Source organism: Rhodanobacter glycinis, from assembly GCF_006438785.1.
GTDB classification, from domain to species: domain Bacteria; phylum Pseudomonadota; class Gammaproteobacteria; order Xanthomonadales; family Rhodanobacteraceae; genus Rhodanobacter; species Rhodanobacter glycinis_A.
On sequence record NZ_RCZB01000004.1, the window covers coordinates 259620 to 276870 of the forward strand.

Sequence of the window (17251 nt, forward strand, 5' to 3'; positions counted from 1 at the left end):
CAGGTCAAGCGGCATTTCGGCGGCGCAATGGCTGCGTTTTTCCTTGAGCATCGGAGGAACATGACGATGCGACACCCCGAGGTGCAGGCGTTTTTCGACGAGACCAGCCACACCTTCAGCTACGTGGTGTGGGATCCGGCCACCAGCAAGGCGGCGGTGCTGGACAGCGTGCTCGATTATGACGCCGCCTCCGGGCGCACCCGCCACACCTCGGCCGATGCGCTGATCGGGTTCGTGCGCGCGCAGAAGCTTGGCGTGGAATGGGTCATCGACACCCACGTGCATGCCGACCACCTGTCGGCGGCGCCGTACGTGCAGGCGCAAGTCGGCGGCCGGCTCGGTATCGGCGAACACATCCGCGACGTGCAGGATACGTTCGGCCGGCTGTTCAACGCCGGTGACGAATTCCGCCGCGACGGCAGCCAGTTCGATCATCTGTTCAAGGACGGCGAACGCTACATGGTCGGCGACATCGAAGCCGTGGCGATGCATACGCCTGGCCACACGCCGGCGTGCATGAGCCACCTGATCGGTGACGCGGCCTTCGTCGGCGACACCTTGTTCATGCCCGACTATGGCACCGCGCGCTGCGATTTCCCCGGTGGCGACGCACGCACGCTGTACCGCTCGATCCAGCACATCTTCGCGCTACCGCAGGAAACCCGCGTGTTCCTTTGTCACGACTACAAGACGGGAGATCGTCACGAATTCCTGCACGAGACCACGGTCGGCGCCGAGCACCGCGACAACATCCACGTGCACGACGGTATCGGCGAGGACGAGTTCGTGCGCATGCGCAACGCGCGCGACGCCACCCTGGCAATGCCGGCGCTGATCCTGCCGGCGGTGCAGGTGAACATGCGCGCGGGACAGCTGCCGCCGGTCGAGGACAACGGCGTGCGTTATCTGAAGATTCCGCTGGATGCGTTTTGAGCGGGCCCCATCGCCGCGACGGCATAACAGCCTGCCGCCTGCGGAGTGACCGATGATCTACGTCTTGCTCAGTGTGGTGTGCAGCGTGCTGGTGTCGGTGCTGCTGAAGCTGGCGCGGCGCTTCGACATCGACGTGGGTCAGGCGATCGCCTGGAACTACGTGGTAGCCAGCGCACTCACTGCCGCAGTGCTGCAACCGTCATTGACGGTGTTGCGCGAGCCGGCCGCTCCGTGGCTGGCGCTGGTCGCGCTGGGTATCCTGCTGCCGACGATCTTCCTGGCGCTGGCCGCGTCGGTGCGCCATGCCGGCATCGTGCGCAGCGATGCGGCACAGCGGTTGTCGCTGCTGCTTTCGCTGCTGGCCGCGTTCGCGTTGTTCGGCGACCAGCTCACCGGATTCAAGGCGCTCGGCATTACGCTCGGCCTGCTCGCGTTGCTGTGCATGATCTGGCGCAGCGGTCATGGTGCGGCCGAGCGCGGCGGTGCCAGCTGGTTGTATCCGCTGCTGGTGTTCGGCGGCTTCGGCATGATCGACATCCTGTTCAAGCGCGTGGCGCTGGCCGGCATGCCGCTGGGCGCGTCGCTGCAAGCGATGTTCGCACTGGCGTTGCTGGTGGCGTTCGCACTGCAGTTGTGGCGGCGCGTGCAGGGCCAAACCCGTTTCACCGCGCGCAGTGCGCTGGCCGGCGTGCTGCTGGGCCTGGCCAACTTCGGCAACATCCTGTTCTACCTGCGTGGCCATCGCGCGCTGCCGCAGCATCCTGCGCTGGTGTTCGCCAGCATGAATATCGGCGTGGTCGCGCTGGGCGCGCTGGTCGGCCTGCTGCTGTTCCGCGAGCGGTTGAGTTGGCTCAATCTTGGCGGCGTGCTGCTGGCATTGCTGGCGATCGGGGTGATTGCGTGGGGATGACGATGGCGGCCCGATGCGGGCATGCCATGCCGCAGAAGTGCGATGTGTACGGGCATTGTCATTTCCGGCGACGACATTGAAAACCCACTTCGTGCACCGGTTACACCCGCATATATGCCTGCGTAACTGATACACCCCCAAATCCGTCGCATAACAACGCATCGCGTTGCTCGATGAACTCCGCTGCTCCAGCGCAATGCTAATGAGCCAACTAGAAAATTCCCGCCTGTACGGCTCTTCGGGCCACCGGCATACTCGGTGCAACATCCCACTTTTGGGGTCTACTTAGCGTTGGACGTTCTTGGAAGCTATCAGGGGATGCATCGTGAAAAGCGCCATCGTCATCGCACTTGTTGCCGTTGTCCTAAGCGGATGCGCATCCAACTCTGGCGTGGTCCAGATGGGCAACGACACGTACTTCATCTCCAAACAAGCAGCAACTGGCTTCACTGGTTTGGGCAGCTTGCGCGGCGACGCCATGCGCGACGCCTATTCACAATGCAGCAAGACCGGAAAGTCTGTTGAGGTCGCCAACACCGATCAATCAAACCCACCATACTCGTTGGGCAATTTTCCCAGAGTGGACATCACCTTCCGGTGCGTTACAAAGTGAGCAGCGTGCTGGTCACGTCTAACATCTCGTTCAAGGCGGGCGGCTTCGCCGCCGCTTAACTCCAGCGTTAGACCCCAAGGAGGCATACAAGATGAAGGCCGTTGTAATCGGGGAATCCTCCGGAGCCACGATGGAGCAAATCATGGCTGTGTATCCGCGGCACAAAGCAGTCGTCGATATCTTTGTCGCGAGGGGGGAAGTAATCGGAATTGGCCCATTCGCCGATCGCGGCAACATGGCCATCTTTCGAACGCGAGCAGCCGCTGAGGAATTTGTCAGACAAGATCCATTCGCCTTAGAGGGGCTGGTGAAGTCATATGTCGTTCGCGATTGGAACGACACGATGTCGACATGAGACGATTTCGCCAAGGGGGGCCCTAGCACGGCGGTCAAACGGCCAGCGTTCCGCCGTCGCTTACCTCTGCGTTAGACGTTTGCTCTGCCGATGTTTCGCTACGTGTGTTTCGCCCAGCCTCGCGCCGGCTTGCCGTCCTTCGCCGCCGCAGCATTTTGCGCGGCATCACGGCAAATCCGCGGCCCTCAGAGCTGGTAGCTTGTGGAGGACGTCGGGCAGGTTACTGAGTCCGTACAATCTTTTGGTCCGGCCAGGTATGGATTTGTCCGCGTTCTTCCCGAGCACGGATCCTGCCCTCCGGTGTGGTCAACACCATGCCGGGCTCGCTGCCTGAAAGCCGCTGCAGCGATCAGCGCTTGGCTGGCGCGGTATGCCGCGGCGCAGTGGAGCCACGCACCACCAATTCCGGGCTGAAGCCTTCGTTGCTGCTGCTCACCGGCTCGCCGTTGGCTTCGCGCTGCAGGTCGCCGATCAGTCGCTGTGCGGCATGCCGCGCGATTTCCTCGGTGGCCTGGCGCGCGGTGGTCAGTGCGGGCCAGGACTGCTTGGAGAACGGGCTGTCCTCGAAGCCGGCGATCGACAATTCGTACGGTACGTTGATGCCGTCCGAATGCGCGGCGGCCAGCACGCCGGCAGCGATCTCGTCGTTCGAGCCGAAGATCGCGCTGGGTCGATCTTTCAACGCCAGCAACTTGCGGGCGCCGCGGAAGCCGTCGTCGAAGGTGTAGTCGCCGGGCACGATCAGCTTGCGATCGAGGGCGATGCCGTAATCCTTCAGCGCGTCCTCGTAACCCTGATAGCGCTCCAGGCTGGAACGATGCTCGCGCCCGCCCCACAGGAACCCGATGCGCTGGTGGCCGAGCTGGATCAGGTGTTCGGTGATCGCGTAGGCGGCGTCGCGATCGTCCACATAGACGCACGGGGAACCATCCTGAGGATCCTTGCGCGCCGAGATGATCCGTATGAACGGGATCTTCGCCTCGCTCAGCGCACGGATCAGTGCCGGCTGTTCGGACATCGGCGGCGCCAGCACCAGCCCGGCCAGGCGCGAACGACGGACCAGTTCGCACAGCTCGTCGGCCAGTTTCGGCGAGGACGAATCGCACGGATGGATCTGCAGACCGAAGCCGCTGCTGCGGCATACCGACAGCACACCGCGTTGCAGGTTGATGATGTAGTGCGCGTTGGGATTGTCGTAGACCAGGCCGATCGCGTAGGCACGGGTGCTGCGCAGGCTGCGCGCGGAAGGATCGGGCTGGTAGCCGAGCGCGTCGATCTCGCGCTGCACTTTCTCGCGCGTGCGGGCATGCACCGAAGGCTCGTTGTTGATCACCCGCGAGACGGTCTTCAGCGAAACGCCGGCCCGTTCTGCAACATCTTTGATGGTGGCGCTGCGCAACCGCTGAACCTCATGCATCGTGATGGATGGCGCCGGCAGCGCCATCGCGCCGACGGCGCCGCACGATGATGTGCGGCGCCGTGAGCATCCTAACTTATGGCCCTGCCCTGAGCGAATGCGCAATTCACCCGGCATGCTCCTGCCCGACCCGATGGCCAGCCAGCCCGTAGTACAGGATGTACAGGTAGCACGGCACCATCAGCAGCATGAACGCGAGCTGGAAATCGATGTGCTGCTTCAGGTGCACGAACAGTTGCGGCACCACCGCGCCGCCGGCGATAGCCATGATCAGCAGCGCCGAGCCGCGCTCGGTGAGGCTGCCCAGGCCCTTGATCGCCAGCGGAAAGATCGCCGGCCACATCATCGCGTTGGCGAAGCCGAGCGCGGCGACGAAGCCGACCGAGACGTAGCTCTGGGTGAGGTAGGCGCCGATCGAGAACAGTACGCCGAGCACCGCCGAGATCGCCAGATAACGTTGCTGCGATACGACCCGCGGGATCAGCAACAGGCCGGCGACATAGCCGATCAACATTCCGGTCAGGGTGAATGCGGTGAAGAACTTGGTCTCGTCGAGCGGCAGGTGGAAGCTGGCGCCATACGTACCGATCGCATCGCCGGCCATCACCTCGACGCCCACATACAGGAACAGGCACAGCACGCCCAGCCACAGGTGTGGAACCTGCAGGATGCCGGTGCGCGCCGCGGAACCGCCAGCGCGGACGGGCGTGCTGTTGGCCGTGGTCGCCTCGATGTCGGGCAGCGACGAGCGCGCAATCCAGATCGCCAGCAGCGCCAGGATACCGGCCATCACCAGATACGGTGCGTGGATCTTCGCGGCGAATTCGTTGAGCAGCAGCTCGCGGGTCGCCGGATCGGCCGCCTTCACTTTCTCGTCGAGATTGCCGATGCCGTTCAGCACCAGTGTGCCGATCAGCAGCGGTGCCAGGATGCCGGCGACCTTGTTGCAGATGCCCATGAAGGCGATGCGCTGGGCGGCGCTGTCGATCGGGCCGAGGATGCTGATGTACGGATTGGAAGCCGTCTGCAGCAGCGAGAGGCCGGCGCCGATCACGAACAAGCCGGTCAATGCGCCGGAAAACACCCGCGTGCTGACGAACTGGCCGAACAGCACCGCGCCGATCGCCATCACGAACAGGCCCAGCGCCATGCCCAGCTTCATGCCGGTGCGGCGCAGCAGCATCGCCGCCGGCAATGAGAACACCAGATACGAAATGTAGAACGCGAACGGCACCAGGAACGCATAGGCATCGCCCACCTGGAAGGCCAGCTTGACGAACGTGATCAGCGGTCCGTTGAGCCAGGTGACGAAGCCGAAGATGAAAAACAGCAAGCCGATGATCAGCATCGGGCCAAGGTTGGTGCGTTCGGACGGTGCCGCCGCCAGCGTGGTTGCCATGGTCTCTTCTCCCCGGAGTCCGACCGTACCGCACCGGTCGAATGACCGGGGCAGACAGGAATGTCTCTTTATTCGCTGGAAAGTGCAACGTTGTCAATTGCCGACCCGCATGATGACCCGGCGACGGACCCTTGTGCGGCCGTCCAGACGGCCATCGGCAAGCCTTCTTGTCGCATTGCGGCAAGCCCGGCATGGCTTGCGAATGAAGCCGGAAAACCCACGCAGTTGGCCATCCAATGGTGCTTTTCATGCAATTCCTTGGAATGTCATGGCAGCTATGTTGCGACGCCGTATCGAAACTTCCACGAATCGCCTCGAACCCCATTGACAACGTTGTCATTCTGACAGCAGACTCCGCCCGAATCAGGCCACCCGGTCAGCGGCGAGCGTATGCCGCGCGGCACGGGGTGATGCCGGTCACGGGAGAACGGAGTGGGGGAAGTCGCCAACCAGCGTCATGCAGCGGAGCCGTCGGCGATGGCCCTGGCCGGTGCGCCGACGTCGAACGGGCCGGCCCGGGATCAGCCGTTCCTGGCCGCCGACGTGGGCGGCACGCATGCGCGCATCGGGCTGGTTATCGGTAATGCCGTCGGCAAGCGTCCGGTCAGCGTGCTGCACTACCACCGCTACGGTTGCGCCGACTGGTCCAGCCTTACCGCGATGCTGCAGGACTTCGTCGAGCAACTGGCGCATACGCCGTATGCGGCGATGCGGGGTCAGTTGCGCCATTGCGCGGTGGCCTGCGCCGGTTACGTGCTGGACGACGCGATCATCAACGAGAACCTGCCGTGGCCGGTGTCGATTCGCGACATTCGCGACGGCCTCGGCATCCAGCGGCTGGCGGTGATCAACGATTTTGAAGCGGTGGCCTACGCGACCCAGTTCATCGACACCGACGAGACCCGCCCGATCATCGAAGCCACCGCGCCGGCTGCGCCCGGGCCGGTACTGGTGATGGGGCCGGGCACCGGGCTGGGTTCGGCGGTGTTGTTGCCCGGACAGCCGCGCGCGCAAGTGCTGGCCACCGAGGCCGGGCAGATTTCGCTGGCGCCGGGCAACGAGCGCGAGATCGAGATCCTGCGCCTGTTCCGCCGCGATCGCCCGCACGTGTCGTTCGAGGATGCGCTGTCCGGGCCCGGCCTGTTGAAGCTCTATGGCGCGCTGTGCGAATTGCGTGGCAGCCCGGCACGACTGCTGACGCCAGCCGAGATCACCGGTGCCGCGCTGGCCGGCAGCGATCTGGCGGCCGTCGAGGCGCTGCATGTGTTCTGCGGTTTGCTCGGCAGCTTCGTCGGCGATCTGGTGCTGCTGTACGGCGCGCGCGGCGGCGCCTATCTGGCCGGCGGCATCCTGCCGCAGATCCAGCCGTTCCTGCTGGCCAGCAGCTTCACCGAACGCTACTTCAACAAGGGCGTGATGCGCGCCTATCTGCAACAGGTTCCGGTACGACTGATCGAGCACGGCCAGCTTGGTGTCATTGGCGCCGCAGGCTGGTTTCTGGATGAGCGGCAGGGAGAGTGAGATGACTGCCATCCGGTGACACGGCGCCAAGCCAGCCACAACACAAATCCACGGCCGTCGCCATGACGGTCCTGATTCGAGCCAGCCTCTGAGGGGAGGACATCATGAATTACCGCAAGACACTATTAGCCGCCAGCATCATCACCAGTCTGTGCATGTCGGGCGCGCTGTATGCGCAGGACACGACGCAATCCAGTTCGACCGACCAGACCAACCAGCCGGCCAGGAAAGATGCCAAGCAACTTGGCACGGTCATGGTCACCGGTATCCGCGACAGCGAGGCGGAATCGCTGAACCTCAAGAAGGAAGCGAACTCGCATGTCGAGATCGTCACCGCCGAGGATATCGGCAAGCTGCCTGCCAAGAACGTGGCCGATACCCTGCAGCGTCTGCCTGGCGTCAGCGTGGGTACCTCCAGCGCCGGCGAAGGCGGCTTTGACGAGAACGACCGCGTCAGCTTGCGCGGCACCAACCCGAGCATGACTCAGACCCTGATCGACGGACACAACATCGGCACCGGCGACTGGTTTGTGCTCAACCAGACCGCCACGGTGGGCCGCAGCGTCAGCTACAGCCTGCTACCGGCGGAAATCGTCAGCGAGGTCGTGGTGCACAAGACCTCCGAGGCGAACCTGGTAGAGGGTGGGGCGGCGGGCACGGTCAACATCATCACCCGCAAGCCGCTGGAGTTCGCCCAGCCCGTGACGGCGCAGGCGTCGGTGGGCGGCGTGTATGCCGATCTGCCGAGCAGCACGAAGCCACAGTTCAGCGGGTTGTTCAATTACCGCAACGACGCCAGCACCTTCGGCGTCATGGTCCAGGGCTTCTACGAGAAGCGCAGCCTGCAGCGCAACGGCCAGGAGATACTCGGACTCAATCAATTGCAGTCCACCGATGCGATCGTCGCTGCGCATCCCGATCTGAACGGGGTCTATTACCCAAGCCTTATCGGCAGCGCGCTCTTCACCCAGGTTCGCACGCGCAAGGGTGGCTCGATCGATGTGCAGTTCAAGCCTGCCGACAATGTCACCGTGAATCTCAACGGGTTTGTCAGCAAGATGGACGCCAACAATTACAATCGCAATTACATGATGTGGGGCAATCATTTCGTGCCGGGGGCGACCAACCTCAACCCGGGCTACACGGTCAGTGGCAACACCTTGACGAACGCATCCTTTACGGCGGCTCCCGGGGATGCGACGAACTACGGCATTTATGACATGGTCTCGCGCCAGGCCTCGTCCTCGACCAAATTCGCGACCGCCGACGTCGACTGGAAGGTCACCGACATGCTCAGCTTCAAGGCTCAGGTCGGCACCACCAAGGGCGAAGGCAAAAGTCCGAAGCAGGACGTGCTCGAACTCAATACGTCGCCTGGCACCGGCGCGGCCTGGGATTTCCGTGGCACCGGCACGCCGGCCAACTGGGCGCTGGGCGGCAATAACGTCTCTCCGACCGCGTCGGGTGCGACCGCCAACTGGATCTTCGGCGAAGGCGGCATCAGCGTCGAGGACAAGGAGAAGTGGGGGCAGTTCGATGGCGAGCTGGATTTCGACAGCGGCTCGCTGGCGTCGCTGCAATTCGGCGCCCGCTACGCCGAGCACACCCGCCAAAACGACTATGCGTTCGCTCAAGGCCCCAACGCCGGCTTCGACAACCCGGCCAACTTTCCGCAAGGCTTCCAGAGCTACCCGGGGGACTTCAACAGCAGTCTGGGCGGCCAGTTCCCGCAGAATATCTGGTACTACAGCCAGGCCGATCTGGCGGCCTATGACGCCAAGTACGCCAACCGTGGACCGGAGCGCCTGTATCCGAACGACATCTACAAGGTCAACGAGAAGGACAGCGCGCTCTACCTGCAGGCCAATTTCGGCGGCGACGGCTGGAGCGGCAACATCGGTGCACGTTACGTAAAAACCAAGGAGACGATCGGCTACACCAGCAACACGCCCCAGGAACCGGGCGCCCAGGGTCCGATCCTCGGCTCGGCCTTCTTCCCGGCAGGCTACTTCTTCAATAACTACAAGCACGACTACGGCAAGATCCTGCCCAGTGCGAACCTGAAGTTCGACCTGACGAACGACCTGCTGGTGCGCGTTGCCGCATCGCAGACCCTGACCCGTCCGGACTACTCGGCGCTGGCCGGCACGGTTTCGCTGGACGATCTGGGCCACACCGGCAGCGGCGGCAATCCGCATCTGGAGCCGTTGCTGTCGAGCAACTTCGATGCGTCGCTGGAGTGGTACTTCGCGCCGCGCGGCCTGTTGTCGGCCGGCGTCTATGACATGTCGTTGAAGAACTACGTCAATTTTGCGGTGGAGAACCGCTCGTACCTGGACATGCAGGCCAGCAACGTCGCTGGTGCGCCGGTCTATGCCAATTACCAGGTGAGCATCCCGAGCAATACCCGCGGCAGCGTCAAGGGCGTGGAGCTGAACTATCAGCAGCCGTTTGGCGAGTACCTGGGCATGGCGTTGAACTACACCTACGCCAACGGCCACGCTTCCAACAACGAACCGTTGCAGGGCACGTCGAAGAATACGGCCAATCTCTCGGGCTATTTCGAGAACGACCGCTTCAACGCCCGGGTGACCTACACCTACCGCTCCTCCTACTACGCCGGTCCGGATCGTGCGGGCTTCTTCTATCTTGCCGGCACCGGCTACCTGTCGGCTTCGCTGGGTTACAAGATCAACAACTGGATGTCGGTCTCCCTCGACGGCCTGAACCTCAACAACCCCACGTTGAAGTACTACGTCAAGTCCGAGGATTACAGCAAGCAGCCGCGCGCGTTCTACACCAATGGTCGCCAGTACTACCTGAGCCTGCGCTTCAAGATCTGATCCATCACTCCGCTTCATCGTGAGCCAGGAATGGCTCACCCTCCCCAAACGGGCCCGTGCACACATTTACGGGTCCGTTTTTTTTTTGGAGAGTCATGCTTTCGATCGCGCATGGCATCCTGCAGCTCTCGACGTGGAGAAGCCTGATGACACGCCATCTGACCGGTCTTTTGTGCGGCCTGCTTGTGCTGGTGACGTCCGCCGCGCATGCCGAGCCGATTTCACTGATCCCGCTGCCGGCGCAGCTCACCGTTGCCGACGGCATGTTCATGGTCGATGCGCAGACGACTGTCGTGGTCGCCGATCATGACGCGTCGACCCGGCGCACCGCGCGCTACCTGTCCGAGCTGATCGCGCGCACGCGCGGCCTGCGTTTGTCCGTGAACCAGGGCGGCCCCGGCGCGCGCGGCATCGTGCTGCGACGCGACCCGCACGCGCCGGTGGCGAACCGCGAAGGCTACGCGCTGGATGTCACGCCGCAAGGCATCCGCATCACCGCACGCGATGACGCCGGCCTGTTCTACGGCGCGGTGACGCTGTGGCAACTGCTCACGCCGGATGCGCAACATGGCGCGGTGCAGGTACCGGCGGTGCAGATCCGCGACCAACCACGTTTCACCTGGCGTGGCCTGATGCTGGATTCCGCGCGACACTTCCAGTCGGTCGTCGAGATCGAGCAACTGCTGAACCAGATGGCCGAGCACAAGCTCAACGTGTTCCACTGGCATCTCACTGACGACCAGGGCTGGCGCATCCAGATCAAGCGCTATCCCGAACTCACCCGCATCGGCGCGTGGCGCACGCCGCCCGATGCCGGGCACGACGGCGAGCCGCCGCGCTACGGCGGTTTCTATACGCAGGACGAGATCCGCCGCGTCGTCGCCTACGCCGCCGCGCGACACATCACCGTGGTGCCGGAGATCGACATGCCCGGCCATGCGCAGGCCGTGGTGGCGGCGTATCCGCAGTTCGGCGTCACCGGCCAGCGACCGCCGGTGTCGGTCGACTGGGGCGTCAATCCGTACCTGTACAACGTCGACGATGCCACCTTCGACTTCATCGACAACGTGCTCGACGAGGTGATGGCGCTGTTCCCGTCGACCTACATCCACGTCGGCGGTGACGAGGCGATCAAGGACCAGTGGCAGGCCTCGCCGGCGGTGCAGGCGAAGATGCATGCGCTGGGCCTGAAGGACGAAGACGCGCTGCAAGGCTGGTTCATCGGCCGAGTCGGCCAGTACCTCGCCAAGCACGGCCGCAAGCTGATCGGCTGGGACGAGATCCTCCAGGGCGACAACCTGCCCGCCGACGCCACCGTGATGTCCTGGCGCGGCATCGACGGTGCAATCAAGGCCGCGCTGCTCGGTCACGACGTGGTGCTGTCGCCCTCGCCGAGTCTCTACTTCGACCATGTGCAAGGCGATCCCGCCGACGAATACGCCGGCCGCCTCGGCGTGGAATCGCTGAAGGACGTGTACGGATTCCAGGCCGTGCCGGGCGTGCTGAGCGCGACGCAGGCAAAGCATGTGCTGGGCGTGCAGGCCAACCTCTGGACCGAGCACATGCCGTCTTTCGCCCACGTGGAACACGCCGCCTTCCCACGGCTGGACGCGCTCAGCGAAGTGGCCTGGTCGCCAGCCGCCACGAACAGCTGGCCGGGTTTCCTGGCCCGCCTGCCGGCGCAGCTCGAGCGTTACCGCACGCAGCACGTCAACGTGGCCGACAGCGCCTTCGCGGTGGACATCGGCGCCGACCGCAACCTGGCGCTGGCCACCGGCAAGGCCACCGTGACGCTGGCGAACCAGGTAGGCACCGGTGCCATCCACTACACGCTGGACGGCAGCGCACCGACGCCCGCCTCGCCGCGCTATGGCGCGCCGTTCAACGTGAGCCTGCCGGTCACCGCGCGCGCCGCCAGCTTCGCCGCCGACGGCAGTCCGCTCGCCGCGTCGCGCGAACGGGTGCTGGATCGCGCCGCGCTGCTCAGCCTGCCTGGCAACACCCTGCCGAACTGCCCCGGCAGCGATTTCCGGCTGCGCATGCAACCCATGCCCGACGCGAAGAGCACCCAGCCGGTGTATGCGGTGAACGTGTTCGACAGCTGCCAGCAGTTTCCCGCCACGTGGATGGATGGCGTCGCCGCGATCCATGTCGATGCGGTGCGCCTGCCGCGCAACTTCGCGCTGGCGCACGAACAGAAACTGGTGGTGTCGCGCCCGCACGCCACGTCGTTCGGCGAACTGGTGGTGCACGCGGACCAATGCGACGGGCCGGTGCTCGCCAGCATGCCGTTGCCCGATCCTGCGCAGAGTGCGCTCAATTTCACCCTGACCGCCGCGTTGCCGGCGCAACAGGGCGAACATGCGTTGTGCCTGATCTACACCGCGCCGATCGACGGGCCGCTGTACGCGATTGGCCGGGCTACGCTCACGCCGTGAACGGCATGCGAGCGGACTTCGCGTTCGATGCGATGGTGAGGGTCCGCTCCTTTTCGCCGGGCGTCAGCGGCGCCCGCGCAGCGCCTTGACGAACCGACCATGGCCAGCACGCCAAGCAGCAAACCGGCGCCTGCGCCCCACAGCCCACCGAGGTCGCCGCCGATCAGATAGCCGACGCCGAACCCCGCCGGAAACAGCAGCAACAGCGGCAGGCAACCCATCTGTTCAACCCGTCAGCGCGCCACGGCCTGCGCGTCCGGCAGCGAGGATGGATAGCGCAGCAGGGCATGCCGGGCCGCCTGGGCATCGGCAGGCGACAACTCGATCAACGGCGCGGCCTTGCCGCCGATCAGCGCGGCGATGGCCGCGCCATCGCGATACAGCACGTGCGAGCCGGCCAGCGCCGGCACCTTGTCGCCGACCAGTACGGTGCCGACCAGGTTCAGCGGATCGCTGCCACTGAGGCAGACCAGCTCACCGTCGTCGGCACGCTGGCGCACCGCGCGCAGCGGCGCGATCGCCTCGGGCAGGGCGAACTGCTCGCCGACCAGCCCTTCGACGAAGCGCCCGCCTCGGATCTCGCCGCGCGCCTCCAGTCGGTGATAGACGCGCAGCAGTTCGCGCCACGATGGCAGCCACGGCGCCTCGCGCTCCAGCAGCTTCCAGAACACCACGCCGTAACGGCGCAGCAGGGTGCGGGCGATGTGCTCGATCACCTCGGGGTCTGCCTTGTTTCCACCTTTGACTGCAGGGACGGCAGCGGTTGGAGCGCTCCTTGTTGCGACACGCGCGAGCGACCAGCGCCCCGCATCCTCGATACCGTTGAGCTGATGCCGACGCAGGCGTCGGTGGCGGCCACCGTCGCGCTTCGCCGCTGGCAACAGCAGCGCGCGCAGGCCGGCGAAGCTGTCGGCGCTGACCCGGCCGGCGGCGACCAGTTCGCCCAGTGCATCCTCCAGTTCGGTGCGCAGCAACCGGGTGGCATCCAGCAGCTCGTCGAAGAACAGCGCGCCTCGTTCGCGCAGCGCATCGGCCACGGCCTGCGCGCGCGAGGACAGCAGGATTTCCTGCGGATCGTCACCCGAAGCAACGGATGTCCAGACGGCCAGATCGCGACGCGGAAGCAGCACGATCGGCGTGCTTCTCACCGGTCCGCCACCACCGCCGCTGCCGGTGCGCAGACGTGCCCAGCTGATCCGGCCAGCGCGGCAAAGTTCGTCCAGCCAGCTGATCGAGTAGTCGTCGATGCGCGCCGGCAGGACTTCCGACTCCCACGCGCCGGCCGCTGCTTCGTAGCCTTCGAGCTGTGCCAGCGTGGCGACCAGCGCATCCGGTCCGCTCAGCCGGGTCGCCGCGGACACGTGCTGCCAGTCGAACAGGAAACGCATCAGCGCGCGCCGACTGACCGGTTCGATCTCGCGGCGCAGGCGGCCGATGGTGTAACGATGGATGCGTGCCAGCAGGTGCCGCTCGCACCACTCGGTATCGGCGGCATCGGCCGTGAAGCGGCCCTGCATCACGTAGCCTTCGGACTGCAGCCGGGTCAGCGCGGTTTCGATCTCGCCGGCCCCGACCGACAACGAGCGGGCCAACGCCGCCACGGTGACCGGACCGAGCCCGCCGAGGCGATGGCGCACCAGCTCCAGCAACGCATCTTCGCGCGTCCAGGTTTGCGCGGCGTACTCGGTGGGCGCAGCGATGACCGGATGCATCGGCGCGGTGGGGTGCAGCGCTCGCCACAGCGGAAGTTTTTCGGCGGACGTCCAGACGGCCATATCCGTGGCCATCCGGGTGGCACGCTTTGCGCCGGCCAGCGCGCGCAGTCGTTCGTTCCAACCGGGGTTGCCGATGGCCTCGTCGTCGGTGACGAAACCGAGCAGGGTCAGCGCTTCATGCATCTCGTCGGCGTCGCGCACCTGCGGCCACGCCTCCTCACGTACGGCGGCGATCGCGTCGGGATCGAGCCGGCCCAGGTCATCGGCGTTGTCGGCCTCGTTCCAGCGGCGCGTCTGCACAGCCTGGGTGCGCCGTTCCTCCAGCGGTGCATCGTCGAGGAACGCGTACGGCGCCGCGTTCAATACCTCGGCGGCGAGCGGGCTGGGCGCGGTGAGGTCGCGCGCCACGATGGCGATGGCGCCGCTCTCGATCGAACGCAGGATCGCCAGCAGGCCGTCCACGTCCATCGCCTCGCGCAGGCAGTCGTGCATGGTCTGGTTGACCAGCGGATGATCGGGTACCTCGCGCTCGCCCACGATGTTTTCCAGGCAGGCGACCTGATCGGGGAACACCGCGGCGAGCAGGTCCTCGCTCTTCATCCGCTGCAGCGGCGGCGGGGTTTTCTTGCCACCGGTGAAGCGCGGCAGCGCCAGCGCGGTCACCGCATTCCAGCGCCAGCGCGCGGGGAACAGCGGCGCATCGAGCAGGGCCTGCACCAGCACGTGCTCGGCGGTGTTCGAATGCAGATAGTGGGCGACTTCCTCCAGCGGGAAGCTGTGACTGGTCGACAGCGACAGCACGATCGCATCCTCGGTCGCCGCCGCCTGCAATTCGAAGTTGAACTGGCGGCAGAAGCGCTTGCGCAATGCCAGTCCCCAGGCACGGTTGATGCGGCTGCCCCATGGTGTGTGGATCACCAGCTGGGTGCCACCGGATTCGTCGAAGAAGCGCTCCAGTACCAGCGTGTGCTGGCTCGGCAACGCGCCGAGCGCGGCCTTCGCGCGAGCCAGGTAATCGGCCAGCTGTTGTGCGGCGGCTTCACCTAGGCCGAGTTGATCGCGCAGCCACGCCACGGCCGCGGGTACGCCGCCGGCATCCAGCTGCCCGGAAATTTCGTCGCGCAGGCGCGACACGCCGAACGACAGCTCGTTGCTGCGTCCCGGCGCCTCACCGAGCCAGAACGGAATGCTCGGCGGCGCGCCGTGCGCGTCCTCCACCCGCAGGCGGTCGCGCTCGACGCGCTGGATGCGGTAGCTGGTGTTGCCGAGCTGGAAGATGTCGCCGGCCATGCTCTCGACCGCAAAATCCTCGTTCACCGTGCCCACGATGATCGCCTGCGGCTCCAGCACCACTTTGTAATCGGCGGTATCGGGAATGGTGCCGCCGGAAGTCAGCGCGGTGAGCCGGGCGCTGCGACGTGCGCGCAACTGGCCGTGCACCGCGTCACGGTGGATGTACGCGGCGCGGGCGCCGCGGCGGGTGGTGAAACCCTCGGCCAGCATGCGCACCACTGCATCGAAATCCGTGCGTGCCAGTTCGCGATACGGATGCGCACGACGCACCAGCGCGTACAACGCATCCTCGTCCCACTCCCGACAGGCGACCTCGGCGACGATCTGCTGGGCCAGCACGTCCAGCGGCTGCGGCGGCATGATCAGCGCGTCGAGCTCGCCGCGGCGCACGCAGTCTAGCAGGGCGGTGCATTCGATCAGATCGTCGCGGGTGGCCGGGAACAGCCGCGCCTTCGGCGTGCCGTCGATGCTGTGGCCGGAACGACCGGCACGCTGCAGGAACGCGGCGATCGAGCGCGGCGAGCCGAGCTGGCAGACCAGGTCGACCTCGCCGATGTCGATGCCCAGCTCCAGCGACGCGGTTGCCACCAGCACCTTGAGTTCGCCGCGCTTGAGCCGCTGCTCGGCATCCAGCCGCTGCTCCTTGGCCAGGCTGCCGTGATGCGCCGCCACGTGTTCCTTGCCCAGCCGCTCGGACAAATGCCGCGCGGCGCGCTCAGCCATCCGCCGCGTGTTGACGAAGACCAGCGTGGTGCGATGCGCCTGCACCAGCTGGGCGAGGCGGTTGTAGACCAGCTCCCAGCAGTCGTTCGACATCACCGCTTCCAGCGGCACCGGCGGCACTTCGATCGCGAGGTCGCGCGGACGGGTGTGGCCGACATCGATGATGGTGCACTGGCTCAGGCCCCTCTCTCCTTGGGAGAGGGGTTGGGAAGAGGGTTCGGTCGAAGCGGGGAGCACTGGGGCCATCGAACCCTCATCCGCCCTGCGGGCACCTTCATTCGGCACATCCATGTGCCTCACCTTCCTGGCGGCATCCGCCGTGCAAATCGGCAGTCCTGCCGATTTGTCTCCCGGAGGGAGAAGGGAAGCTGGAGCGCCGACTAGAAAGTCGGCGATCATTTCGATCGGCTTCTGCGTCGCCGACAACCCGATCCGCAGCAAGCGCCGCTGGCACAACGACTCCAGCCGCTCCAGCGACAGCGCCAGATGCGAGCCGCGCTTGCTGCCGGCGATCGCGTGGATCTCGTCGACGATCACCGTGCGCGTGCCGGCCAGCATCGCGCGTCCGGAGTCCGAGCCGAGCAGCACGTACAGCGACTCCGGTGTGGTCACCAGGATGTGCGGCGGATGCTTGCGCAGCAGGTTGCGCTCGGCCTGCGGCGTGTCGCCGGTGCGCACCGCGGTGCGGATCGCCACGTCGGGCAGTCCGAGCTTCTCCAGTTCGGCGCGGATGCCCTCCAGCGGTGCTTCAAGATTGATGTGGATGTCGTTCGACAGCGCCTTCAGCGGCGACACATAGACCACCGTGGTGGCATCGGCCAGCACGCCGCCGTGCGCCACGCCTTCGCGCACCAGTGCGTCGATCGCGGCGAGGAAGGCGGTCAGCGTCTTGCCCGAGCCGGTCGGCGCGGCAACCAGCGTGTGATTGCCGGCGCGGATCGACGGCCACGCGGCGGCCTGCGCCGCGGTGGGCGCAGGGAACGCGGCGCGAAACCAATTCGCGACGGCGGGATGGAAGTCTTGCAGTGGCATGTATTGGGCCCGCTAAGGCAAGGGGCGGGGACAGATCTTAGATGGGGGCGGATCGCGCC

Annotated in this window: 10 protein-coding genes; 7 read left to right on the plus strand and 3 right to left on the minus strand. The window is 65.5% G+C overall.

Going from position 1 to position 17251, the window contains the following annotated elements; genetic code table 11:
• Positions 1 to 66: 66 nt before the first annotated feature.
• The 4 genes from EAH75_RS15090 to EAH75_RS15105 all read left to right on the plus strand — a co-directional run bounded on the left by EAH75_RS15090 (position 67) and on the right by EAH75_RS15105 (position 2811).
• Positions 67 to 933, plus strand: coding sequence for an MBL fold metallo-hydrolase (locus EAH75_RS15090; protein WP_140651982.1), 867 nt, complete (start codon positions 67 to 69; stop codon positions 931 to 933).
• 52 nt (positions 934 to 985) lie between these two features.
• Positions 986 to 1843, plus strand: a complete 858-nt coding sequence (locus EAH75_RS15095; protein ID WP_140651810.1) for an EamA/RhaT family transporter — start codon at positions 986 to 988, stop codon at positions 1841 to 1843.
• Between the two features lie 325 nt (positions 1844 to 2168).
• A complete protein-coding gene (locus tag EAH75_RS15100) occupies positions 2169 to 2456 on the plus strand; it encodes a hypothetical protein (protein ID WP_205043204.1) in 288 nt (95 codons plus the stop codon).
• Between the two features lie 91 nt (positions 2457 to 2547).
• Entirely contained in the window at positions 2548 to 2811 is a 264-nt protein-coding gene (locus EAH75_RS15105; RefSeq protein WP_140651812.1) for a YciI family protein, read from the plus strand.
• 349 nt (positions 2812 to 3160) lie between these two features.
• Here EAH75_RS15105 and EAH75_RS15110 read toward each other — a convergent pair whose 3' ends face one another.
• Both EAH75_RS15110 and EAH75_RS15115 read right to left on the minus strand, forming a co-directional pair.
• Positions 3161 to 4210 (minus strand): LacI family DNA-binding transcriptional regulator, encoded by a 1050-nt coding sequence (locus EAH75_RS15110; RefSeq protein ID WP_140651986.1) that lies wholly within the window; start codon positions 4208 to 4210, stop codon positions 3161 to 3163.
• Between the two features lie 124 nt (positions 4211 to 4334).
• On the minus strand, positions 4335 to 5627 hold the full coding sequence (locus tag EAH75_RS15115; RefSeq protein ID WP_140651815.1) for a sugar MFS transporter: 1293 nt from the start codon (positions 5625 to 5627) through the stop codon (positions 4335 to 4337).
• Between the two features lie 432 nt (positions 5628 to 6059).
• Here EAH75_RS15115 and glk point away from each other — a divergent pair, with 432 nt between their 5' ends.
• From glk to EAH75_RS15130, 3 genes are all read left to right on the plus strand, one after another.
• On the plus strand, positions 6060 to 7148 hold the full coding sequence (glk, locus tag EAH75_RS15120; protein ID WP_140651817.1) for a glucokinase: 1089 nt from the start codon (positions 6060 to 6062) through the stop codon (positions 7146 to 7148).
• 104 nt (positions 7149 to 7252) lie between these two features.
• The gene (locus EAH75_RS15125; RefSeq protein ID WP_140651819.1) at positions 7253 to 9991 is read left to right on the plus strand and encodes a TonB-dependent receptor; all 2739 of its coding nucleotides are present in this window, start codon (positions 7253 to 7255) and stop codon (positions 9989 to 9991) included.
• Positions 9992 to 10137: 146 nt separating this feature from the next.
• Positions 10138 to 12429, plus strand: a complete 2292-nt coding sequence (locus EAH75_RS15130; RefSeq protein ID WP_140806032.1) for a beta-N-acetylhexosaminidase — start codon at positions 10138 to 10140, stop codon at positions 12427 to 12429.
• A 233-nt stretch (positions 12430 to 12662) separates the two neighbouring features.
• Here the strand turns inward: EAH75_RS15130 and EAH75_RS15140 are convergent, their stop codons facing one another.
• Complete coding sequence (locus EAH75_RS15140) at positions 12663 to 17192, minus strand: DEAD/DEAH box helicase (protein ID WP_140806034.1); 4530 nt, start codon at positions 17190 to 17192, stop codon at positions 12663 to 12665.
• Between the last annotated feature and the right edge of the window lie 59 nt (positions 17193 to 17251).